The sequence below is a fragment of the Brevibacterium aurantiacum genome (assembly GCF_003932995.1).
Lineage (GTDB): Bacteria > Actinomycetota > Actinomycetes > Actinomycetales > Brevibacteriaceae > Brevibacterium > Brevibacterium aurantiacum.
Map to the genome: position 1 here is coordinate 571,505 of NZ_CP025333.1, position 22,179 is coordinate 593,683.

Consider the following 22,179-nt stretch of genomic DNA (forward strand, 5'->3'; position numbering starts at 1 on the left):
CACTAGTCCCACGTGGCGTTGGCGAGTTCCTCACGAGTACCACCTCGGCTGACGAACGAGCTGACTGGGAACTTCGTCTCTTCGATGAGACCTTCAGATATATGTCTGACACGGTTCAAGTCTATGCCGGTGGAGATGCCCATTCCATCCAGCAGATGGATGAGATCCTCGGTTGCCATGTTGCCGAGGACGCTCGGATCGCCGGGGAACCACATGTCTCCGCCGAGCCCGGCAACTGAGGATTCGAGCCAGTCGGCACCGGCAGACAGAGCCGCCAGTGCATTCGCCGGGGCGAAGCCGTTGCGGTTGTGCAGATGCGCCCCGACTTCCAGGTCCGGGAAATCGTGTTTCGTCTCGCTGATGCCGGAGAAGAGCTCCAACGGAGTCTCCTCACCGGTCGTCGTGGCGAGGTAGACGCCATCGGCGCCGACCTCGATCGCCTTGCGAACGACCTTGTCGCGCGCATCCTTCGACACCGGTCCGTAGCAGGGGGAGAAGAAGGCGCAGGCGACGGCGACGATGAGTCGCTGTCCCGCCCCTCCTGAGACCTCTCTGATCTCATCCAACTGGTCCAGCAGACCGTCCGTCGTCGTTCCCTGGTTCTTCAGCGCCATGCCGTCCTCTGCCGGAACGACGAACGTCAGCTCATCGAGCTCACACTTCGCGGCCCGAAGTGCACCCCTGGCATTGGGGACGAGAGCGCGGAAGCGAACATCAGGTGGGCGAGGGATTCCGGCCAGGACAGCCTCGGCGTCGGCCAATTGCGGAAGAACCTTCGGGTGAGCGAAGGACGCGACCTCGATCTCTTTGAACCCGGCGGCGATCATCTCGGAGACGATGGCAATCTTACGATCGGTGGACAACGGCGTCTCGATGGCTTGGAGACCATCTCTGAGCCCCACCTCGACGACGCGAGCACGCTCTGGCAGATTCCACATCAGCGGATCACTCCCTTGTCTCTCATCTCTGCGAGAGCATCGTGGCTATAGCCGGCCTCTGTGAGCACATCCTCGGTGTCCTGGCCGAGATCGGGTCCGACCCATCGCACGGCGGTGTCGGTGCGGCTGAGCCGCGGGAAGGCGTTCTGCATCGTCACCGACCCATAGTCCTTGCTCTCGACCTCGACGACGGACCTGCGGGCCTTGTACTGCGGATCGCTGAGCATGTCCTCGACCCGGAAGATCTTCCCGACCGGCACGGAGTGCTCGTTGAGGAGTTCGACCAGGTCATCGGCCTTGTACTGCAAAGAGAATTCGGCGACCAGCTCGTCGAGTTCAGCCTGGCGCTCGCCTCGAGCCGTATGGGTGGAGTACTCAGGATCGTCGGCGAGTTGGGGATTGCCCATGGCCGCAGCCAAGCGTGCGAAGACCGTGTCCTGATTGGCGGCGATGATGAGCCATTGTCCATCTGCGGTGGGGTAGACGTTGCTGGGAGCGATCTTGGGCAGGGTCGAACCGCTGCGTTCTCGTTGGATTCCGTCGTCGGCCCATTCGGGCACCATGGACTCCATCATTGCCAGGACGGATTCGTAGATCGCGGAGTCCACCACCTGGCCGAGACCGCTGTTGTGCCTTTCCTGGAGTGCTGCGAGAACGCCGATGGTTCCGAACAGGGCCGCCAGGGAATCACCGATCGACACCCCGACCCGTGATGGGGGAGTGGACGGGTCGCCGACGACGTAGCGCAGACCGCCCATGGCTTCGCCGATGGAGCCGTAGCCGGCCTGCTTGGCATAGGGGCCCGACTGGCCGAACCCGGAGACGCGCAGCATGATGAGCCCGGGGTTGTTCTTCTGGAGCTCCTCGTGGCTGAGGCCCCATTTCTCGAGCGAGCCCGGGCGGAAGTTCTCGACGACGATGTCGGCAGACTCGGCCAGTGCGCGTGCAGCTTCCTGGCCCTCCGGGGTGCGCAGGTTGAGGGTCACGGATTTCTTGTTGCGGGCCAGGACGGACCACCACAGTGATGAGCCCTTGATGGTGGCCTGTCCCCATTGGCGCATCGGATCACCGTTCTTGGGGTCCTCGATCTTGATGACCTCGGCACCGAGGTCGCCCAGCAGCTGTCCGCAGAACGGTCCGGCGATGAGCTGTCCCATCTCAAGAACTCGGATTCCCCTCAGCGGTCCTGTACCTGAGGGACGCGATGTCTCTTCGTTCACTGGTTCTCCTTTGAAACAACAAGTTGCATACAATCATGCGAAATTCTGAGGTATGCTTTCAATCGTTCCCAGCAATGGAGCTGATTCTAGAAACACCATACACTGATCTGTATGCAATCAACGAAGTTTGTCTACCAGGTAGGACCGGAACAATCATGACAAGTCGAGATGTCAAAGAGGACTCTGCGCCGGCGGAGCAAGTGCAGGAGAGTGCCACGTCCTTCGATCGCACGATCATGGGGCTGCCGGTCCTGGCGTTCATTCCGATGGCGATCATCGCCCTCGTTGCAGTGAGCCTCACCTCCGAGGGGACCGGAATGACGGCGGCCTTCGCCGTGGTCATCTCCTTGGGCGGAATCCTGATGTGGGTGGGAAACTCCATCCCCTATTTCAAAGTGATCGGCGGCGGGGTCATTCTCTGCATCCTCGTTCCCGCGATCTTCAAGTACGTCGGTGTGATGCCCGGCTCCATCGAAGGCTTGGTGGCCAGCTTCTATGACACCTCGGGGTTCGGGGAGTTCGTCGTGGCGGCGCTCATCACCGGCAGCATCCTCGGGATGCCGCGCAGCCTGCTCATCAAGGCCGGCGCCCGAATTCTCATCCCGATCATCGTCACGATCGCTGTGTGCTTCACTGTCATCGGACTGATCGGGCAGGTCACCGGCGTTGGTGCAGGCTATGCGATCTTCTTCGTCGCCGGACCGGTGCTGGGCGGCGGTGTCGCGGCCGGAGCCATTCCGATCTCAGAGATCATCGCTCAGAACAGCGGTGGATCTGCCGCGGAATACCTGACGTCACTGGTGCCGGCAGTCGCAGTTGCCAACATCATCTGCATCATTGTTGCCGCTGTTCTCAACAATGCGGGAAAGAGGCATGGGCACCGCTTCAAGGCCTTCAACGGCAAGGGTGTCCTCGCCCAGGGAGTCCGCCTGCCCGAGGCGACTGCCGAGAAGCTCCAATCGCCGACCGCGGCCGTCAAGTTGGCTGCGATGGGCTTCTTCATCGCCGGTGCACTCTTCACCGTGTCGAACCTGCTCAGCGATCTGTTTCCGGTGCTCCACGCCTACGTATTCCTCATCGTCATCTGCGCACTGGCGAAGATCTTCGTCCCGATGCCGCAGTACGTGGAGGAGTCCGTTGACCTCTGGTACGTCTTCGTCGCCAATGCGATGATTCCTGCGATCCTCGTCGCCATCAGCGTGATCGCCATCAATATCGATGAGGTTCTCTCGCTGGTCTCGGACCCCGGATACATGGCAATGACGCTGCTGACCGTGGTCATCGCCGCTCTCGTCGCCGGCTTCGTCGGCTGGCTGGTCAAGCTGTACTGGATCGAATCGGCGATCTCGGCGGGACTGGGACTGGCCGACTTCGGTTCCAGCGGTGACCTCGCGGTCCTTCAGGCCTCACAGAGGTTGAACCTGCTGCCGTTCCTGTCGATCTCCTCACGCATCGGCGGTGGACTGGTCCTCGTCGCCTTGTCCGCGTTGGCTCCGTACCTGCTGTAGACACCGACTAGCGGTAGGTGACCTTCTCCGGAACCTGATGGCCGTGCTCGTTGAAGGAGACGAGGCTGGTGCCGCTGCGGCCGGTGATGATGCGCGTGATTCCGGTGTTGACGGTCACCCGGTTGAACGCCATCCACTGGTCGAAGCCGCCGCCGAGCAGTCTGGCTGCCGTCCACGCGATGGCCCCGGCGCTGGAGACGACGATCGTCGACTCACCGGAACTCATTGCCGCACACGCGTCATCGAGAGCGGTGTTGACGCGGGTGGCGAACTCCTTGAAGGTCTCCGTATAGTCGCCGTCGTGCTCACCGCTGGCCCAGCGGGCAGCTCCGCGTTCGAGTTCGGCCTGGAAGACTTTCGAATCCTTCTGCGCACGAGGGTCGGGATTGGTCAGGGCCCCGGTGAGTTCCCAGGCCTGGTACTCGTTCCAGCCGGAATCGATCTGAGGCTCCAAAGCGCTGCCGAGTCCGGTCTGGATGCCTTCGGCGGTCTGTCGCTGGCGCAGCATCTCTCCGTGGACGATGCGAACCGGCGCGACGTGCTGTGCGCCGAGGTGCTCGCCGGTGATACGGCTCTGCTCCTTGCCCAGATCGGACAGTCGGTCATAGACATCGGTGCCGAATGATGCCTGGCCATGCCTGACCAGATACAGAACACTCATGCTTCTCCTCATCTCGACCGTCCGCCATTGGAGCCGGTGCGCGCAAATGCCTATCGAGTTCGAGTCTACGGCGCCGATCGAGGCTAAGCGATCGTTCGGTCGAAATAATTGCGTGACACGAATGCCGGGTGTAAATAATGCTCAAACTGTATGAATGAAGGGCAGTATTTACATTGGACTGGCATAAATGATTTTGGCAGGATGATCGAGGTCACAGTCAATCGATGCTCAAGGAGGACGCGATGGACAAGACGACGAGCCTGTCAGAGGCGATCAGCACCCATCTCAACGATGGGGACACCGTCGCGCTGGAAGGCTTCGGCCACCTCGTGCCGGTCGCCGCCGCGCACGAGATCATCCGACAGAAATTCTCGAACCTCACCCTGGCACGCATGTCCTGTGATGTCATCGTCGACCAGCTCCTCGGCGCCAACTGCCTCACTGGTCTGATCGCGGCCTTCGTGGCCAACAGTTCGGCGGGCTCGCTCTACGAACTGCGCCGGAGAATTGAGCACTCGGATCCGGAACCGCTGTGGTTCGACGAATACAGCCACGGCGGAATGGTGGCCAGGTATCAGGCCGGTGCCTCGAAGCTCCCGTTCCAGCCGATCGCGTCCTATCGCGGCAGCGATCTCGCCCAGAAGAATCCCCGGATCAGACCCGTGGAAGACCCCTTCGGCGGTCCGCCGATCTACGTCGTGCCCGCGCTCAATCCGGACCTCACGGTCATCCACGCTCAACGTGCCGACTCGGCCGGAAATGTGCAGGCCTGGGGGATGCTGGGAATCCAGACCGAGGCCGCGTTTGCAGGCCGGCGACTCATCGTGACCGTCGAAGAGATCGTCGACGAGTCCATCATCCGCTCCGACCCAAACCGCACAATCGTTCCCTCCCATGTCGTTGACGCCGTCGTCGAAGTTCCACGCGGCGCACACCCGCATGCCGTGCAGGGATGCTACGACCGCGACGATGCGTTCTCCCGCGACTGGTCGGCTCTCGCCCGTGATGCCGAGGCAGTCAAGCAATGGCTGCAGACCAACATCCACGCCACTGCAGATCATGAGGAATTCCTCGCACTGCTGGGAGCCGACCATTTCGACAAGTTGGGCATCCGCGACGCCTATTCGACACCCGTCAACTATGGAGGTCGGGAATGACCGCTGGCACATCTGACCACACGGACACGAACAAGGACGACGGGGATGTCACGAGCAGCGAGCTGCTCACCATCCATTCGGCCCGAGCACTCGCCGGCCGCCGCGTCGTCTTCGCCGGACACGGCCTGCCGACGCTGGCTACTGCACTGGCCCAGCGCACCGTGGCCCCGGAGATTGAGATCGTCTACGAATCGGGCGTCACAGGAGCCAGACCGCCGGACCTGCCGCGCACGATCTCCGACTCGGTGCTGGTTCCGGGGGCCGCCTCGGTGATTCCGATGACTCACCTGTTCAACTACGTCCTGCAGGGGCAGCGCATCGATGTCGGATTCCTCGGAGCCGCACAGGTAGACCGCTATGGCAGCCTCAACTCCACTCTGATCGGTGAGGACTGGGAACACCCCGACAGTCGACTGCCCGGCTCCGGTGGAGCGATCGAAGCCATGGCCGGGGCGGCCGAAATCTTTCTCGTCATGCGTCGGCATACCCCGCGCACATTCGTCGAGACTCTCGACTTCGTCACCTCACCCAGCCCTCACCGGGCGGCACAGTCTGAGGTTGGCACCATGCCTGCCGGCGCGGGAGTCACGCACGTGATCACGGACCTGGGAATCATGACCCGATTCGCCCAGGACGAGGAACTCACGCTGAGCGCAGTGCACCCAGGAGTCGACCCCGCCGAGGTTGTGCGACAGACTGGTTGGGACCTGAAGGTCGCGAGCAATCTCGAAACAACTCAAGCGCCCACGGCAGAAGAGCTGGCGGTACTCAGGGACGATCTCGACCCCACCCGCATCTACCTGCGCTGAGCCGAACTCGCGAAGTGCTCCTCCTTGGCGTTTCGGGGCGAGCGGGTCGGAGACGCGAATGCGGTGGCGATGTCTCGTGCTTGGGTGATTCCGGCGCTTCGATTGTCGGCGTTGTGCTCGCCCTCGACGTCGTAGATGAGGTGGCTTTCCACATCGGAGATGCCGCAGTAGGCGAAGATGCCGATGTCGAGCTGGGCATGCATCGCGTCCGCATACCCGTATTTGTCATAGGTGCTCTGCTTGGAACCGCCGACCCCGATGAGGGCTGTGGGCATGCGGGGGAGGAGCCCGTTCAGCGGCTCCTTACCTCTATCGGCAACACCCGAGCCATACTGATAGGCCCAGTCGCCGGTGAAGACCCGTTCGATCCAGCCCTTCATCATAGCCGGCATCGACCACCAGTAGACGGGGAAGACGAACGCCAACCGGTCAGCAGCCTCGACCCGCTGGTGCATGTCGGCGATGCCGGATGGGATCGGACCGCCCCAGAAGTGGCTGTGGTCTGCCTCGGTGAATCGTGGGTCGAAACCCTCGGTGTGGAGATCGAGGACATCGATCGAGTGACCTGCAACTGCGAATGGTTCGTGGAAGGAATCCATCACCGCACCCGGATAGCTCGTGCGGATCGGGTGGGCGAAGACGGTCAGCAGGTGCATGGATCTCCTTTCGTCAGCACGGCGCTCGCCGCACTGCGGGCCGCAGCGATTGCGCGCAGGCCCAGGTATGAGGCTGTTGATGTTGCACCCTCGAAGATGATGAGCAGCTCATCGGACAGAGTGTCATCTTCACGACCGAGCTCGATGACGACGAGGTGGGCGATCAGCTCTCGTAGTCGCCGCCGATATTCCGCGATCACGGTGGAGACCTCAGCACCGGCGCCAAGCGCATCGGCTTCGCCTTGAGCCCGCAGGAACAGGCAGCCACGGGCTCCTTCTGCTTCTATCCAACGTTCAAGGCCGGTGAGCAGCTCGTCGAAAGTCGACGCTGTGCAGGTGCTGAAGAAGCGTTCCATCCGGGCCTCGAGAACGGCGATCGTGAGCCCGGTCTTGCTGCCCAGATGCTTGTACAGGGTTCTCGAGGAGACGTTCGCTGCCTTGGTGAGAGCATCCATGCCGGTTGCCGCGAAGCCGTTCCGGTCGAAGATGGGCTCACAGCTGGCGACGATGTCGGTGCGTGTAGTGGACATGATGACAACGGTACAACGATCGTTTTACATTGGGCAAACCCGTAGGGGATGAGCGCAATATCCATGAGTTCTCTAGCTTCTGATTCAGTCCAGTACTGATGCTCGACGTGGCCAACAATTCAGAGTAAAATCGACAACATCATGATCGGTTCGTTCGTCCCCTTGAGGGGCGGGCGAGCCGATTTTCTTCACTCTTGGAGGCAGAGTGGCTGATTACGAAAAACCGTGGCTCACTATCGATCAGCAAGTGGACCACCTCGCTGATCGAGGAGTTGACGTACATCCGCGAGATCAGGCCCTTGCCTTGCTAGCTTCCACGGGGTACTACCGACTCACTGGGTATCTGTACCCCTTTCGCGATGCCGAAAGATACCGAGATGAGGACGGTCGATCGCGTGTTCGCGTCCTCGAGACTTATCGCCCAGGGAGCTCAATTGAGTATGTGCAAGAAATCATCGATTTCGACAGAAAATTGCGCTTACTCGTTTTGGAGGGGGTCGAACGCATTGAAATAGCTGTGCGTATGCAGGTTGGAGGTCAAGTCCCTTTTCGTGGTGTTCTTCGGTAGTTCCTTTAACTTGGTATTAACCTCGATTTTTCATGGGTAGCTGGTTGCCTATGATTCCGGCTCCGTTGCCGCGTACTGACACTGATTCTGCCATTCGGGCATGACACGACCACCGTGTTTCGCCACGGCCCTGCGGGGATCCAACCCCAGCCCTTTCCCCAACTCGAACGAACACGGACACCCAAGCTCTATCCTGGGGCTGGCCCCGGCAGACTCCGCAACCGGTCGAGACCAGCAACGATGGTTCCAGCCCAGCGGGCAGTTTCTTTCATATGAACCACGGCCCGGCGTGCTGTTCTCGCGATTGTCGCCGGGACTGCGTAGACGTGCATGCGCAGCTTCTTCGGTTCCCACCGGCGGATCTCATGGTCCGGGAACGCCAACAACGACTTCCATGCCTCGATCTCTCCCGCCAAAGCGATGACAGCTAACCAGATCTGGTTCTGATCGAATCCCTTCAGCGGGAAGTTGCGTAACCCGGAGTCCTTGGCGATGCGAATCCGATCCTCACACCTGGCTCTTGACCGGTGACGGACTTCCAGATCCGCTAACTGAGCGCCCTTCGTGTTCGTCGCGAACGCGGTGACCCGGTATCCGTCGACATCATCAAAGCGCAACTGGGCACCCGGATGAGGACGCTCCCGGCGGACAATGATCCGCATCCCTTCCGGCCAGCCGGCCAGGTCGAGGACCCCGGTCAGTTCGGCCACATCAGCACCGTCGCGGGGTTCACCGTTGGTGTCATAGGCTGACTCCCAGGCACTGAGTTGCGTGAGTTGGCGATACAGCTCGGGAGTGTTGCCTGGAAGCATCCAGCCCACCGAGTACGACAGACGCCGTCTCGTGAGGAACTCGAGGAAGTCATGGGTGCCACCGGCAGTGTCGGTGCGAATGAGGACACTCTTGCCCGGACGAGGGTTGCGATCGGGCAACTGATCGAGGACGAGTTTGACCAGGCTGATGTGATCGGCAGCCGTGTTCGATCCCGCGTTTCCAGGACGCAGCAACTGGGCCACAGGTTCACCAGTGCCACAGTCCCCGTGGTCGATGAAGGCGAGCAGGGGATGAAATCCAAACCCTTTCTTATAGGTGGGTTTCGCGTTCTCCTTCTCACTGTGGGCAGTGATCAAAGAAGCATCGATGTCGATGATCAACGGATCCTGAGCATCGGCGTCGTGGTTCGGGGCGTGTTTGCCAGCCAGTTCCCACACCCGGGTCCGGGCTGCTGCCCGGGCTTGGTTGATCGCTGCCAGGGACCGGTCGACGTCGCTGGCAAGGGTTTGGATGATCCTGGTGATCGTCGGATTCGATGCCACCGGCCCGTAAAGGTCGGGTTCGTCGCGGAGTGCTGTGGAGTCCGACAGGGCGTCACCACCAAGAGCGAGAGTGATCGCGAGATCGAGAAGGACCTTGGCTGGATCATGAACGGCGAAGGGCTTCTTCCACGGTGCCAGCGCCGTTTTCAGATGGTGGTCGAGTCCGCTGGTGTGCACGGTTTCGGTGAGCAGGAGCCCGCCGGCGTGGCCGAGGGCGTTGCTGGGTGCGGTATCGATGTGCAGGCGGGGATAGGTGCGGGTAGGCTTCACTCTGAGAGTGCTCCTTTTCCAGAGAATATTGATGTCGTCGCAAACATCATTATCCCTGGTCAGGAGCACTTTCTTCTTGTCAGTCCAGCATCTGGCCGCGCCTAATCATGAAACCCCGAGGTTAAGCAGCGGGGTCGGGCTACGAATCACGCGGTCAGCGGCATCACCACCCCGACCGGGTCGACCTCGGTCTGCCCATGCAACACCGTCACGAGTTTGCGCATCGAGATCTCCGACAAATAGCGTCTCTCACCGTACTGCCATTCCTCGTGCTGTTCCTGCAACACGGCCCCGATCAACCGAGTCACCGACTCCCGGTTCGGAAAGATCTGAACGACATCAGCACGGCGTTTGATCTCCCTGTTCAACCGCTCGATCGGGTTATTCGACCAGATCTTCTGCCAATGCTGCCTGGGCATGGACACGAACGCCGTCAAATCGACCTCGGCGGACTCGAGCATGTCGGCGATGTCGGGAAACGACGCCCGCAGACTCTCAGCGACTTGCTTGTACTGGGCAATGACGGCGGTGAGTATTTGAAGTTGTGAAGGCCACTCGATATTGCCTCCCGGGACCATCGATATTGACCGTGGGGGCCAGGAGTGGTGTCGGTGGGGGCCACAGGCCCCCACCGACTATCTTCTTACTGGTTCAGCATCGCTTGTTCTCGCATATTGTGAGTGCCGGTATCAACCCAGATGGTGTTGTGCACGATGCGATCCATGATCGCATCAGCGTGAACCCCGGATCCGAGTCGTTGGTGCCAGTCCTTCTTGGCATACTGAGTACAGAACACCGTCGACGTGCTGTCATAACGACGCTCGAGCAATTCCAGCAGCATTCCGCGCATCGACTCATCCGGATGATCGAGCAGCCATTCATCGATGACCAGCAACGTGAAGGCAGCGTACTTGCGGAGGAACTTCGTCGTCCCCTGCGGCTTGTCCTTCGCAATCGCCCACGCCTCTTCAAGATCAGGCATGCGAATGTAGTGCGCTCGGATCCGATGCTGACAGGCCTGCTTCGCCAACGCGCACCCCAGGTAGGACTTCCCAGAACCGGTGAAGCCCTGGAATACCACGTTCTGCTGACGCTCGATAAACGAACACGTGCCCAGCTGGGCAAGGACATGGCGATCCAATCCACGTTCCTCCACTCGATCCACGCGGCGCAGATCTGCTCCGGGGTAACGCAGTCCGGCCCGCCGGATCAGGCCCTCGACCTTGTCATGATTGAACGCCGAGTGAGCTTCATCGACGACCAGCCGCAGCCTGTCCTCGAAGCTCATTCCCAACACCAGGCCCTCGTCTTCGCCCTCCCAGGCTTCTAACAACGGGCCCGCGCCCATCTCACGCAACTTGCGCTTGGTCTCGGTATCGATCTGACTCATTTCGCGTCCCCTTCTGCGTAGTAGGACGCACCGCGGACATAGCCGCCATGCTCGACGCGTTGTTCTCTTGGTGGCCGCAACAGTTCGGCCCTGTCCTGTCCAGTGGCAAGGATCGGCTGCAGGTGGGCATAGCGTGGGGAACGGATCGGGCCAGCCAGGCCGATCCTGCAGGCGGCCTCCACCCGCTCTGCCGAGAAACGTCGCGACAGCCGCAGCACCGCCAGCGCAGCATCGAGTCCCTGCACGTCGATCGGTACGGACTCGAAGATCCTGTTGACGACCACGAGGGCCGAAGGCCCGATTCGCTCGGCCCACTCCCTCACCCTTGGCCCATCCCAGGGCTGATATCTTTCACCGGTGGGCAGGTCAGCATCGTTGGTCCGATACTCATTGGCCGCGCCCTCAGCCAGCAGCAGGTGGCTGCTCAGCCGCTCGGTGCCCCGGTAGGCCTCGAGTACCCGGTCAGTGATGCGCAGATCGACTTTCGTGCCGATATGCGCGAACGGGACCGAGTAGTGATTGCGTTGCCAGCTCACATGCCCGTTGCGGGCAACCCGCCGTCCATAGACCCAATGGCTGATCTCGTAGGGCACCTGCGGCAGAGGTGTCAGCAACGACTGCTCATGCGCGGCGAACACACTGGCTCGGGAGCCGGGCCGCTTCTGGAACGGTTCAGCGTTGTAGCCGGCCACTCTCTCGATGATCGCTGCCCGAAGTTCCGGCAGGGTCTGGAACCGAGCCTGTCGTAGTCCGGCGATGATCCAGGTCGCGACGTGCGACACGGTGTTCTCCACGCTGGCTTTGTCTTTCGGTGCCCTGGTCCTGCCCGGCAACACCGCCGCACGATAATGGGCCGCCATCTCCCGATACGCATCGTTGAGGACGATCTCGCCCTCCCGGGGATGCTTGAGTACCCCGGTCTTGAGGTTATCTGGCACGATCCGTGGGCTCGACCCGCCAAAGGCTTCGAACATTGCCACATGAGCCCGCAGCCAGGTGTCCTGCTTCATATCCAAGGCAGGCTCGACGAACGCGTACCGGCTAAAGGGCAGGCAGCCGACGAACAAGTACACCATCCTCGTCCTGCCAGTGGCCGGATCATGCAGCTGCATCGTAGGCCCGGACCAGTCAACCTCGATCGTCTGCCCCGCCTTGTGTCCGACCCTGGACGCGGCTCCGGTGACGAGGACATGACGCTGATAGGTCCGGCAGAAACGGTCGTAGCCCATTGCCGGCGCTCTCGCAGCCGCGCAGTCATCGGCGTACTCGCTGTGCAATAGCTTCAACGTGACCCCGACACGAGCGAGCTCTTTGTGGACCTGCTCCCAATCCGGCTGAGCGAACACGCTGTGATGCTGACCGCGCCCTGGGAAGACCAGCTCGTAGACCTCGTCATCCGTGCCGGCCTTGACGTCGTCCCAACGTAGCCTGGCCGCATCGGCGGCCTCGATGACCGCGGCCACGGACTTCCGCGACATGCCCTGTGACGCCGCGATCGCTCGTGCCGACAGCCCGTCTGCGCGTAGCTGCAGCACCAACTTGGCTCTGATTTTGCGTACCATGAATGGTCTCCTTCCACCGCGTGCCGTATACACGCGGTGGAAGGAGCCTAAGCGCGGTGGCCCCCAAGCACACCACTGGTGGTCCCCGCGCGCACTATCCAGGGATCAACAAAGTGGCTCCCGCACACGCGATTGGTGGATCCCACCGAAGCGAATATTCAGTCTGGGCGAAGATCGTTGAGATCAACGCGTTGACCGGCTTCGAGTGCGCACTGCCAAGGCGCTGAGTGACGTTACGAGCGAAGTGGACTCGACACCGCTGCCACCCAGCACCGGGCAGGATCGCTTTGACCGCGGCCTTGATCCCCGAATGAGCATCAGAGATCACCAGCGCGACCCCTTCGGGATCAGTCTCGGTGCTCACCTTCAACCCCCGCTCACGCAGCCCACGCAGGACCTGTGTCCAGAAGTCCGTGGACTCGGCATCTCCGACACTCATGGTCAGGATCTCCCGCCTGCCCTGTGATGAGACACCCGTGACCACAGCCACGGCCTGAGACACGACACGACCCCGGTGGCGGACATCGACATAGGTGGCGTCGAGCCCCGTGTTTGATGGAGAGTTTTCTACTTGGAATTCATCAGCTGGTGCACGAGCTAGGCAACCCGTGGCAGCGTACTGAAATTGTCGGCTCGGAACGCGGCGGGAGTCGCCCCACCGAGCGCTCCGTGTGGCCGGTACGTGTTGAACCAGTGCACCCACTCAGCCGTGGCGATCTCGACATCATCAATACCTTTCCAGGGGCCCTTGTTCCGGATCAGCTCGGCCTTATAAAGTGAGTTCAGTGCCTCAGCGAGGGCGTTATCGTATGAATCACCTCTCGACCCGACAGACGCGACTGCGTCTTGCTCAGCCAGGGCCTCGCCATAGCGGATTGCGCGATACTGGACTCCGCGGTCCGAGTGATGCACCAGCCCAGACAGGTCGCCACCGGCACGTCGACGCTGATAGATCCCCATCTGCAAAGCGTCAAGAGCCAACTCGGTATGCAACGACCTCGAGACCTGCCAGCCGACGATCTCGCGATTGAACACGTCGGTGACGAACGCGACGTAGACCCACCCTGTGAACGTGTGCACATAGGTGATATCGGCCACCCACAGCCGGTCAGGAGCGAAGGCTTCGAAGTGCCGATCGACGAGATCGGCCGGGCAGTTCTCCCGCGGTGCTGACCTCGTAGTGTTCGGTGCCTTGGCCCTCTTGATCCCGTGTAGATCGAGGTCTTTCTTCAGGCGCTCGATCGTGCAACGGGCCACATGCCCGCGACCATGCGAGTCAGGTTCGCGGTTGAGCACGATATGCATCTTCCTGGCTCCGAACGCATCGTAATTCTTCCCGTGCACAGTGCTGATCTCTTCTTTCAATACCTCGTCACGTTTCTGTCGAGCCGAGGCTGGTCGATGTTTGCGGGCATAGTAGGTACTCGGAGCGATCTTCACGCCGGCAGCACGCAGCGTGGCACAGATCGGCTCGACTCCGAGTTCGTCCTTGTGCTCGTCGATATACGAGCAGACTACTTCGAGGGGCGGTCGAGCTCCGCCGCGAAAAAAGCCGAGGCCGACTTCAGGATTTGGTTGGCCCGGCGCAGTTCCCGATTCTCCTTCTCGAGGTCCTTGATTCGCTGGGCTTCAGCAGTGGTAGTGCCGGGGCGGTCGCCGGCATCGACCTGGTCCTGGTTGACCCAGGACCGCAGTGTTTCTGGGTTCACACCGAGTTGGTCGCCGATCCGGCGGAAGACGCCGCGGCGGGCACCAGGGTCAGCTTCGAGGGCGTCGAGGACCATGCGGACTGCTCGTTCGCGTAGCTCGAGGGGGTACTTCTTTTGGGGCATGACAGGGAAGTCCTTTCCGTGGCTTCACTGTCTCCATTATTCCCGGGGCGAATCATGGCGTCGACGAAGAGGTAGGGAAACCACGTGTGATCGAGTCGACGGGCCAGGAACTCGGCCACTGCCTCGTCGATGTCGGCACAGATCCGCGACACCGTCGACCGAGAGATCCCGGACTCGTTGCCCAAAGCACGCACAAGGTCATCGACCTTCCTCGTCGAGACTCCGTCGATCCAGGCCTGGCAGATGACGGCGTAGAGGGCCTTATCGACCCGCCGACGGGGATTGAGCAGGGACGGGAAGAACGAGCCTTTCCGTAGCTTCGGGATCGCCAGGTCGACTTCTCCCGAGGGAGTTGCCAGGGTCTTCTTCCGCGACCCGTTACGGCGTGTTGAACGGTCTTCGCTGCGTTCGTAGCGGGCGGCACCGATCGTGGCGGTGGCTTCGGCTTCGATGAGGTCCTGGAGGCCAGCTTGGAGCATTTGCCTAAACACGTCGGAGTGGGCGAGGTCAGGGTCGGTCAGGACTTGGTTGATCAGGGTCGACACGGCAGAATTGGGGTCAGCCATCGTGGGATGCCTTTCGTGAGGTTCTTGGCGGAACTACTAGCGGGATCCCACGATGGTTCTTCACATTTTTGGGGGTGAAGTCCCTGGTGGGAATGCCACCACTCTATGGGACTCACCCCAGTCAAGTGGCCTGGCGAAACAGTCGGGAAGTCAAATGAAGTCCATCCCCTTTATCAAACCCGCAGCAGCTTTGGCTGCATTCCTCTTCGCAGTAGCGGCAATGACGCTGACCGCCGCGACGCCCTCACATGCGGCGCTTGGCAGCTGCTCCAGTGGGACTGCTTGCGTGTGGAACAACAACACATACGGTGGCTCTTACATGAAAGCATCAGCTACTGTCAAGAACTACAAGACGATCAGCTGGAACAATGCGAGTGGGAACCCCAACGACAAGGCCAATTCAGTCGCCAACCGTGGCAGTCGGTGTGCTGTAGTCTTTTACCAGAACACCAGCCACAAGGGTGCCGGCATTCGGTTCAATCGGCCAGCGAGTGGCGGAATCACGTCGGACCCCTACTTGAAAAACGGAGGCGGCTACAGCGAGACATCAGGCGCTAGCTCGAAAAACTTCCAGGATAAAATCAGTAGTCACAAATGGGTAAGGTGCTCGTGAAGACACTTAGTTCAAACCGCAACCGCTCGGCTGTGCGCCGGGCGGTTGCCCTTTTGGCCGTCGCGTTTCTGACAGCGGGTGTTGCTGGTTGCGATAACGCAGACGACGAACAGACCGACAGCTTGGAGGGTATGACCTCGACTATCGACTACGAAGACGGATCGATAGAAACTCCGGGCCGACAACTGACACTCACATGGGACGAAGAGACGACAATCGGGTACGCCAACAGCATTGCGTCTTCAAAGTGCGCGGATAAACAAGGGATCGAGTACTCTCCCTACGATCGTCGCAACGAAATTTCGGAGAAAGCTTACACCGACATCGGCGTCTGGTCACCTACTCTAGCGGCGAAATATGGTTACGACTCCCTCCCCGATACAGAAGCCAAAGACAATGTCACTAGTGAGCAACTCTCCGAAGATGACATAGCTATTCTCCGGGACTGTGCGACCAGTGATCCTTCCGTGAAGCAGTTCTCCGAAGTTGAGAACGAGTTCGCGAACGAAATCCAGCCCACCTTGGTCGATAACACTGTCGTTAATGACGAGGCACGGGAAGAAATTCGGCAAACTTGGGTTGGCTGCATGGACTCTAATGGAATCAAGATAGACGGAGAAGGATTCATCCCGTCTGGGGTCTCCACGATGGATGAAGAGGAAGCGATCAAGACGGCCCTCAAAGACGTCGATTGCAAGGAGTCAACCAAATTTGTTGATGCGTGGGCTGCCAATCTCTGGGAAGAGCAAAAGCAATATGTCACGAAGCACGCTTCGGAATATCAGGAGTTCCGATCACGAGCTGTTCCAGTACTAGAGGACGCAAGGCAAGTCATCAAGAGCTATGAAGGCTAATGGCAAATCACGACCACTTGGGTGGTTGAGTACACCACTGGGATTGGCCTCCGTTGTCGGATGTGTCCTCGCTATCGTCGGCTTCATGCTCGGCTATTTTCTCCGCGCTCCGCTTGATGATTTGAAAGACACAGACGAGCAAACTGTTACAGGACTCGCCAAAGTCGAAGAAAGGGCGCTGACCAGCGACACAACAATCGGCGGCAATGTCAGGCGCGGCAAGACGAGCGACATCACACTTCAAGCTAGCGAAGGCGAGCAGGTGGTGACTCGTGTCGAGGTGTCGAAGGGCGACGTGCTCAACTCAGGCCAACTGATCGCGATCGTCTCTGGGCGCCCAATTTTTGCCGTGAGCACAGAGTTTCCACTCTATCGAAATCTCGACCTAGGAGACTCTGGCGACGATGTTCGCGAGCTGAACTCACTGCTCAGCAATCTTGGCAAGGCCTCCGCCCGGTCTGAGAACTTTACCCAGTCCACTCGCGATGGCATCGCCCAACTGTATTCCGGCTACGACCTTAAAGCTCCGTCATCCGGACAGGACGAAGTCAAGGAAGCACAGGCTGCGTACGACGAGGCGAAGTCAGATTCTGAGGTTGACGACGAAGAACGCCAAACGCTTCGTGAGCAGCTCGACTCCGCAAAAGCGAAGGCGGGAGTGCAGTTCAGACTCTCCGACTTTTATTTTCTACCATCGGGGAGCCCGAATATCGAGAAGATCGTCAAAAGAGGCTCGATCATCGATTCTGAAGAACCCGTGCTCGGGACCGTTCGCTCAGGTGAGAGCACGGTCAAAGCCCGCGTCGATCTGTCTCAAGCCGAGAAATTCGAAACAGGGACAGAAGTCACCGTGAGCACGACCGACAGCACGGTCAGCCAGGAGATATTCACAGTTAAAGAAATATCGGACTTCAAAGAGGCCAGCGGAGAAGACGACAAGATCCCTCCCGGCTACGATGTAACATTCGAATCTGAAGACGACTTCCCCGACGAACTTCAAGACGCTGCAGCCGTAAGCATCACGCTAGCGGGCGACGATAGCGATAAAAGCACCGCTATTCCACTAGTCGGGTTGCGAGAGGACCCTGAAGGAAACTACGTACTATTGCCGGGAGCCGACGAGAAGTGCCGTGTCAGCACTGGAGAAGAGGCATCTGGGTGGATAGAAGTATCCTCTGACTGCATCACCGTAGGAGACAAGATTGTCGTCGGCCCCTGATGAGTGAACCCATGGCCGTGTTCACTGACATTTCGAAGTCCTATGCCGGTCATCCACCTACTCAGGTGTTGACCGGTTTCAATCTCACCGTGTATCCAGGCGCAACTGTCTCAATTGTCGGCCCCAGCGGGTCAGGCAAGTCAACGGCTCTGAACATAATTGGCCTTCTCGACCGACCGACATCTGGTGTTGCCTCAGTGATGGGAGTGAGCACAGAAGAAGCTTCACCTCGAACAATTGACCGGCTCCGCGCTGATCACCTGGGGTTCGTTTTTCAGGACTCACACGTCCTGCCAGTACGAACATGTTCGGACAATGTTGAGCTAGCGTTGTGGGCTTCGCGAACTCCTCGGCACGATCGCCTCCAGCTTGTTGAAGATGCTATCGAGAAGGTCGGGCTTTCTCATCGCTTGCACCAACCGGCTCGAGTTCTCTCCGGTGGTGAACGTCAACGACTGGCTATTGCGAGGGCGATAGTGCGGGGCCCAGATATCATTCTGGCTGATGAACCCACTGGAAACCTTGACCCCGATAATTCGCAGCGCATCATCGACATGCTCAACGCTGAACGAGATCGTGGCGTTGCCGTCGTCATAATCACCCACGATCACCGGCTCGCAGAACAGTGCGATCGCTCGTACGAGTTAAGACACGGATCTCTCCAACAGCGGAGCACGCATGCGTGACCTGCTTCTTGATGTTGTCAGAGACGCAAACGCGAGACGCGTGAAAAGCCTCATTATCGTTGTCGTTGTCACCTTATCAATCGCCGGCCTCATTGCGTCACGAGTCGTCGCAGTCACGGCAGCAAACCAAATTGATGAGCAGCTCGCGGCTACAGCCTTAGATGAAGTTCGTGTTTACCAAGTTCACGACAGCTCCGCATCGGATGATACGGGCGCGACCGCCTCAAGTCTGGACCTACTTACCGAAGGATCCGCGGAGGCTGTGTCAACTATCTCTCATGTCAACTCCGCAACACGATACCTGCCTATCAGCCCCGGAGAACGAACGATTTCTCGTTTACCGGGCGGGCCAGAAGTTGAGGACGTGCGCGTGCTCGGTGTGGACGAAAGCTACTTCGGAGCCAATGATGTCGATCTGATTCCCGCCTCGATTGCAAAGACCTGGAGCAAGGCACCTGACGATAACATTGCACTAGTCGGTGCATCCGTCGCCAAGCAGCTCGGAATCGGCGCGCATAGCTACGATCAGACCTTCAGGTTTGGTATCCAAACGTTCACCGCAATCGGAATCGTCTCCAGCGAACGAGACCCAAAACTCGCCCAGTCGATACTTATCCCGCCACAAGTCGCTGAGGAGTTTCGGGACTACGACGATCACAGCGAACTCCTCGTGAGAACGGATTTGGGATTCTCGAGCTCGGTTGCGGCACTTGTTCCAGACCTTGCAGCTCCAGGTCAGGCATCGAAGATCGCTGCGTCCGGCGCTGAATCCCTTGGGGACCTGCGTAAGGGAGTTGCTACAGACGTCGACGGGCTTCTCATGGGCGTGGGAATCGTTCTTTGGATCCTCACTCTCTTGATCGTTGCCAACGCAACACTGTCATCAGTTATGGCCAGAACATCGGAAATCGGCCTGAGGCGCGCGATAGGCTTCTCTCGTGAACAAGTCGTGGTGAAGTTCCTTGTAGAGGGCGGGTTGCTGGGCTCGATAGGTGGCCTATGCGGCGTGGGATTCGGTGTCATCTTCGCGATCGGGATAACCGTGGCTCTTGGGTGGAATCCTCTTGTGCCGTTCTGGTTCCTCGTCGCGGGCCCTATAGCTGGCACTTTGACTGGAATCATCGCCTCAATTTACCCGTCATTGAAAACTGCAACCATTCGCCCAGCCGACGCAGTCCGCAGCGATTAAAGGGGCGATACAGTTCCCGCAGGTGGGAAACACGTACCTTCCCCCGGTGCTTGCGGTCGAGCTCCCAATTTCGCCGAAAGGTGCGGGGGAGCCTCGGGGGATCTTACGCGGCTGTGCCCTCTTGTAGGCATAGCCCAAGCTTCGCCCACAGGTGCGAGATATCCTCATCTTCGCAGAGCCGCCGATCCTATGGTGGCCGACGCACCTTGCTTCTGGTCACACGTCGCCAAAGGCAACAAACCCGGCGATTGCTGATTCTGGACAGGCACCATCAGCAACGACGGATACGGCCGCTACTGAACCATCGCCTGCGGCCGTCAAAAAGGGTTACACCCCGCCGATACGCTTACCTACTCATCACCGGAAACGAACCTCCAGAGGCATATCCTTCGCAAGTGCGACTTCCCGTTGTGCGTCCACGCCGACGTCGACGAGAAGATCTCGCGCCTTAGAGACGACACCAATGCAGAGAACGTTGCCGATCGCGCCAGGCACACCCGCTCAGGCAACCAGCACACCTCCACCTCCGTCGTCTGAAGACCCAGAAGAGCACGCTACGAACTCATAGATCCGGGACTGAGTCAACAGCTATGACCGAGAACGCATCGCCGCGCTAATCGCCGGCTATGGTCCCGACGCCCCTATTTTGAGCGTGGATGCGTCGGGAACTGCGGCTAAGTAGAACTAGGCTTTTCTCGACCAAATTCAGTTTTGCGCGGACTGCTGATTCGTTGTCTAGAGCCCCACTGTCCCTTACTGTTTTGACCATGCCTAGCACTGTACGAACGTTTCGGGTCTAAGCCGTGTACCCGCTGGGCATACAAGAAACGGCTTGTCTGCCTGAGAACGTGAGGTAGGGGTCAGAGCTCGCCTCGGCCTATTTTCTCAAGTTCCAGCCGAATAAGTTTGGCAAAATTTGGGCAACCTGATTTTTCTAAGTAATCATCGAGTTGCACCCGTTCCTCAGACTTCTTCCAGTAGGCGATCTGCGCATTGATGATCGGAGGAATGCAGGCAGGGTTGGAGTCCGCTACGAGTAGGAAAAAGTTATCAGGTGAGATGATCTCGTAGGGCTCAAGGTCGGGGCTCCCACTGATGCCCTTGGGTGAGTCGGCGGTGAGGACGAAGTTGGCCCGCGAGGCCAGTGCCGCCGAGTGGATGTGATAGTCGTGTTCATCGCTCCCAGTGAAAGTGGCGTTTCCTGGGTAGTTGTCGATTACTTCGTCGACAACCTTGCGTATCAGCTCTAGCCGTCGGTCAAGTCCCTTTTCGTGGTGTTCTTCGGTAGTTCCTTTAACTTGGTATTAAGCAGCGGGGTCGGGCTACGAATCACGCGGTCAGCGGCATCACCACCCCGACCGGGTCGACCTCGGTCTGCCCATGCAACACCGTCACGAGTTTGCGCATCGAGATCTCCGACAAATAGCGTCTCTCACCGTACTGCCATTCCTCGTGCTGTTCCTGCAACACGGCCCCGATCAACCGAGTCACCGACTCCCGGTTCGGAAAGATCTGAACGACATCAGCACGGCGTTTGATCTCCCTGTTCAACCGCTCGATCGGGTTATTCGACCAGATCTTCTGCCAATGCTGCCTGGGCATGGACACGAACGCCGTCAAATCGACCTCGGCGGACTCGAGCATGTCGGCGATGTCGGGAAACGACGCCCGCAGACTCTCAGCGACTTGCTTGTACTGGGCAATGACGGCCTCGGCTGTGGTCTGGGCGAAGATCGTTGAGATCAACGCGTTGACCGGCTTCGAGTGCGCACTGCCAAGGCGCTGAGTGACGTTACGAGCGAAGTGGACTCGACACCGCTGCCACCCAGCACCGGGCAGGATCGCTTTGACCGCGGCCTTGATCCCCGAATGAGCATCAGAGATCACCAGCGCGACCCCTTCGGGATCAGTCTCGGTGCTCACCTTCAACCCCCGCTCACGCAGCCCACGCAGGACCTGTGTCCAGAAGTCCGTGGACTCGGCATCTCCGACACTCATGGTCAGGATCTCCCGCCTGCCCTGTGATGAGACACCCGTGACCACAGCCACGGCCTGAGACACGACACGACCCCGGTGGCGGACATCGACATAGGTGGCGTCGACGAAGAGGTAGGGAAACCACGTGTGATCGAGTCGACGGGCCAGGAACTCGGCCACTGCCTCGTCGATGTCGGCACAGATCCGCGACACCGTCGACCGAGAGATCCCGGACTCGTTGCCCAAAGCACGCACAAGGTCATCGACCTTCCTCGTCGAGACTCCGTCGATCCAGGCCTGGCAGATGACGGCGTAGAGGGCCTTATCGACCCGCCGACGGGGATTGAGCAGGGACGGGAAGAACGAGCCTTTCCGTAGCTTCGGGATCGCCAGGTCGACTTCTCCCGAGGGAGTTGCCAGGGTCTTCTTCCGCGACCCGTTACGGCGTGTTGAACGGTCTTCGCTGCGTTCGTAGCGGGCGGCACCGATCGTGGCGGTGGCTTCGGCTTCGATGAGGTCCTGGAGGCCAGCTTGGAGCATTTGCCTAAACACGTCGGAGTGGGCGAGGTCAGGGTCGGTCAGGACTTGGTTGATCAGGGTCGACACGGCAGAATTGGGGTCAGCCATCGTGGGATGCCTTTCGTGAGGTTCTTGGCGG

Annotated in this window: 19 protein-coding genes, 3 pseudogenes and 1 other annotated feature; of the genes and pseudogenes, 9 read left to right on the plus strand and 13 right to left on the minus strand. The window is 59.7% G+C overall.

What is annotated here, in order from left to right; translation table 11 throughout:
• Window positions 1–2: 2 nt before the first annotated feature.
• Together CXR25_RS02560 and CXR25_RS02565 are read right to left on the minus strand one after the other, a co-directional pair.
• Window positions 3–938, minus strand: coding sequence for a hydroxymethylglutaryl-CoA lyase (locus CXR25_RS02560; protein ID WP_069599434.1), 936 nt, complete (start codon window positions 936–938; stop codon window positions 3–5).
• The gene (locus tag CXR25_RS02565) at window positions 938–2,158 is read right to left on the minus strand and encodes a CaiB/BaiF CoA transferase family protein (RefSeq protein WP_114385150.1); all 1,221 of its coding nucleotides are present in this window, start codon (window positions 2,156–2,158) and stop codon (window positions 938–940) included. Before CXR25_RS02565 ends, CXR25_RS02560 begins: the two co-directional genes overlap by 1 nt.
• A gap of 155 nt (window positions 2,159–2,313) precedes the next feature.
• On the opposite strand from CXR25_RS02565, the gene CXR25_RS02570 reads away from it, so the two are divergent.
• Window positions 2,314–3,666, plus strand: coding sequence for a 2-hydroxycarboxylate transporter family protein (locus CXR25_RS02570; RefSeq protein ID WP_081448504.1), 1,353 nt, complete (start codon window positions 2,314–2,316; stop codon window positions 3,664–3,666).
• 7 nt (window positions 3,667–3,673) lie between these two features.
• Here the strand turns inward: CXR25_RS02570 and CXR25_RS02575 are convergent, their stop codons facing one another.
• Window positions 3,674–4,327, minus strand: a complete 654-nt coding sequence (locus CXR25_RS02575; RefSeq protein WP_009881649.1) for a histidine phosphatase family protein — start codon at window positions 4,325–4,327, stop codon at window positions 3,674–3,676.
• Window positions 4,328–4,551: 224 nt separating this feature from the next.
• Here CXR25_RS02575 and CXR25_RS02580 point away from each other — a divergent pair, with 224 nt between their 5' ends.
• The gene (locus tag CXR25_RS02580) at window positions 4,552–5,484 is read left to right on the plus strand and encodes a CoA transferase subunit A (protein ID WP_226824082.1); all 933 of its coding nucleotides are present in this window, start codon (window positions 4,552–4,554) and stop codon (window positions 5,482–5,484) included.
• Window positions 5,481–6,293 (plus strand): CoA-transferase subunit beta, encoded by an 813-nt coding sequence (locus CXR25_RS02585; RefSeq protein ID WP_096158173.1) that lies wholly within the window; start codon window positions 5,481–5,483, stop codon window positions 6,291–6,293. The genes CXR25_RS02580 and CXR25_RS02585 overlap by 4 nt, the downstream gene beginning before the upstream one ends.
• Here CXR25_RS02585 and CXR25_RS02590 read toward each other — a convergent pair.
• On the minus strand, window positions 6,281–6,949 hold the full coding sequence (locus tag CXR25_RS02590; RefSeq protein WP_096168227.1) for an NAD(P)H-dependent oxidoreductase: 669 nt from the start codon (window positions 6,947–6,949) through the stop codon (window positions 6,281–6,283). The genes CXR25_RS02585 and CXR25_RS02590 overlap by 13 nt on opposite strands.
• The gene (locus CXR25_RS02595) at window positions 6,937–7,479 is read right to left on the minus strand and encodes a TetR/AcrR family transcriptional regulator (protein ID WP_096168228.1); all 543 of its coding nucleotides are present in this window, start codon (window positions 7,477–7,479) and stop codon (window positions 6,937–6,939) included. The genes CXR25_RS02590 and CXR25_RS02595 overlap by 13 nt, the downstream gene beginning before the upstream one ends.
• 247 nt (window positions 7,480–7,726) lie before the next feature.
• On the opposite strand from CXR25_RS02595, the gene CXR25_RS19280 reads away from it, so the two are divergent.
• A complete protein-coding gene (locus CXR25_RS19280) occupies window positions 7,727–8,047 on the plus strand; it encodes an Abi family protein (RefSeq protein ID WP_373270387.1) in 321 nt (106 codons plus the stop codon).
• Between the two features lie 188 nt (window positions 8,048–8,235).
• Here the strand turns inward: CXR25_RS19280 and CXR25_RS02605 are convergent, their stop codons facing one another.
• The 7 genes and pseudogenes from CXR25_RS02605 to CXR25_RS02640 form a co-directional block, all read right to left on the minus strand.
• On the minus strand, window positions 8,236–9,633 hold the full coding sequence (locus CXR25_RS02605) for an IS1380-like element ISBli5 family transposase (RefSeq protein WP_009884204.1): 1,398 nt from the start codon (window positions 9,631–9,633) through the stop codon (window positions 8,236–8,238).
• 146 nt (window positions 9,634–9,779) lie between these two features.
• A pseudogene (locus CXR25_RS02610) lies at window positions 9,780–10,160 on the minus strand (transposase); the annotation flags it as partial.
• A gap of 116 nt (window positions 10,161–10,276) precedes the next feature.
• A complete protein-coding gene (locus tag CXR25_RS02615) occupies window positions 10,277–11,023 on the minus strand; it encodes an ATP-binding protein (RefSeq protein ID WP_009885417.1) in 747 nt (248 codons plus the stop codon).
• Window positions 11,020–12,585: an IS21 family transposase gene (gene istA, locus CXR25_RS02620; protein ID WP_069599442.1), complete on the minus strand. Its 1,566-nt coding sequence runs from the start codon at window positions 12,583–12,585 to the stop codon at window positions 11,020–11,022. Before istA ends, CXR25_RS02615 begins: the two co-directional genes overlap by 4 nt.
• A 160-nt stretch (window positions 12,586–12,745) precedes the next feature.
• Window positions 12,746–13,129: pseudogene (locus tag CXR25_RS02625) on the minus strand (transposase); the annotation flags it as partial.
• A 53-nt stretch (window positions 13,130–13,182) separates the two neighbouring features.
• Window positions 13,183–14,417, minus strand: a protein-coding gene (locus CXR25_RS02630) for an IS3 family transposase (protein WP_420836561.1) whose coding sequence is annotated in 2 segments (ribosomal slippage) — window positions 13,183–14,132 and window positions 14,132–14,417 — 1,236 coding nt in all. Because the reading frame shifts where the segments join, the coding sequence is not laid out codon by codon here.
• Window positions 14,011–14,139, minus strand: a sequence feature (AL1L pseudoknot). It overlaps the preceding gene by 129 nt.
• 56 nt (window positions 14,418–14,473) lie before the next feature.
• Window positions 14,474–14,983, minus strand: a pseudogene (locus CXR25_RS02640) (IS256-like element ISBli2 family transposase); the annotation flags it as partial.
• 154 nt (window positions 14,984–15,137) lie between these two features.
• Between CXR25_RS02640 and CXR25_RS02645 the strand changes: the two are divergent.
• From CXR25_RS02645 to CXR25_RS02665, 5 genes are read left to right on the plus strand one after another with little or no spacing between them, the layout of a single operon-like run.
• Window positions 15,138–15,596 carry a peptidase inhibitor family I36 protein gene (locus CXR25_RS02645; protein WP_096147176.1) on the plus strand — a complete coding sequence of 153 codons (459 nt, stop codon included), beginning with the start codon at window positions 15,138–15,140 and terminating at the stop codon, window positions 15,594–15,596.
• Window positions 15,593–16,450, plus strand: a complete 858-nt coding sequence (locus CXR25_RS02650; protein WP_125187709.1) for a hypothetical protein — start codon at window positions 15,593–15,595, stop codon at window positions 16,448–16,450. The genes CXR25_RS02645 and CXR25_RS02650 overlap by 4 nt, the downstream gene beginning before the upstream one ends.
• A 43-nt stretch (window positions 16,451–16,493) precedes the next feature.
• Window positions 16,494–17,669, plus strand: coding sequence for an efflux RND transporter periplasmic adaptor subunit (locus CXR25_RS02655; RefSeq protein WP_069601261.1), 1,176 nt, complete (start codon window positions 16,494–16,496; stop codon window positions 17,667–17,669).
• An 11-nt stretch (window positions 17,670–17,680) separates the two neighbouring features.
• Window positions 17,681–18,355: an ABC transporter ATP-binding protein gene (locus tag CXR25_RS19285; protein ID WP_081448687.1), complete on the plus strand. Its 675-nt coding sequence runs from the start codon at window positions 17,681–17,683 to the stop codon at window positions 18,353–18,355.
• Window positions 18,348–19,544 (plus strand): ABC transporter permease, encoded by a 1,197-nt coding sequence (locus tag CXR25_RS02665; RefSeq protein WP_069599443.1) that lies wholly within the window; start codon window positions 18,348–18,350, stop codon window positions 19,542–19,544. Before CXR25_RS19285 ends, CXR25_RS02665 begins: the two co-directional genes overlap by 8 nt.
• 1,329 nt (window positions 19,545–20,873) lie before the next feature.
• Here CXR25_RS02665 and CXR25_RS02670 read toward each other — a convergent pair.
• On the minus strand, window positions 20,874–22,148 hold the full coding sequence (locus CXR25_RS02670) for an IS256-like element ISBli2 family transposase (protein ID WP_009882371.1): 1,275 nt from the start codon (window positions 22,146–22,148) through the stop codon (window positions 20,874–20,876).
• Window positions 22,149–22,179 lie beyond the last annotated feature (31 nt).

Bases quoted from the DNA above. Each gene is read 5' to 3' on its own strand.
- CXR25_RS02560 (WP_069599434.1), bottom strand. From the start codon at position 938: ATGTGGAATCTGCCAGAGCGTGCTCGCGTCGTCGAGGTGGGGCTCAGA.
- CXR25_RS02570 (WP_081448504.1), top strand. From the start codon at position 2,314: ATGACAAGTCGAGATGTCAAAGAGGACTCTGCGCCGGCGGAGCAAGTG.
- CXR25_RS02575 (WP_009881649.1), bottom strand. From the start codon at position 4,327: ATGAGTGTTCTGTATCTGGTCAGGCATGGCCAGGCATCATTCGGCACC.
- CXR25_RS02580 (WP_226824082.1), top strand. From the start codon at position 4,552: ATGCTCAAGGAGGACGCGATGGACAAGACGACGAGCCTGTCAGAGGCG.
- CXR25_RS02585 (WP_096158173.1), top strand. From the start codon at position 5,481: ATGACCGCTGGCACATCTGACCACACGGACACGAACAAGGACGACGGG.
- CXR25_RS02590 (WP_096168227.1), bottom strand. From the start codon at position 6,949: ATGCACCTGCTGACCGTCTTCGCCCACCCGATCCGCACGAGCTATCCG.
- CXR25_RS02595 (WP_096168228.1), bottom strand. From the start codon at position 7,479: ATGTCCACTACACGCACCGACATCGTCGCCAGCTGTGAGCCCATCTTC.
- CXR25_RS02615 (WP_009885417.1), bottom strand. From the start codon at position 11,023: ATGAGTCAGATCGATACCGAGACCAAGCGCAAGTTGCGTGAGATGGGC.
- istA (WP_069599442.1), bottom strand. From the start codon at position 12,585: ATGGTACGCAAAATCAGAGCCAAGTTGGTGCTGCAGCTACGCGCAGAC.
- CXR25_RS02645 (WP_096147176.1), top strand. From the start codon at position 15,138: ATGAAGTCCATCCCCTTTATCAAACCCGCAGCAGCTTTGGCTGCATTC.
- CXR25_RS19285 (WP_081448687.1), top strand. From the start codon at position 17,681: ATGGCCGTGTTCACTGACATTTCGAAGTCCTATGCCGGTCATCCACCT.
- CXR25_RS02665 (WP_069599443.1), top strand. From the start codon at position 18,348: ATGCGTGACCTGCTTCTTGATGTTGTCAGAGACGCAAACGCGAGACGC.
- CXR25_RS02670 (WP_009882371.1), bottom strand. From the start codon at position 22,148: ATGGCTGACCCCAATTCTGCCGTGTCGACCCTGATCAACCAAGTCCTG.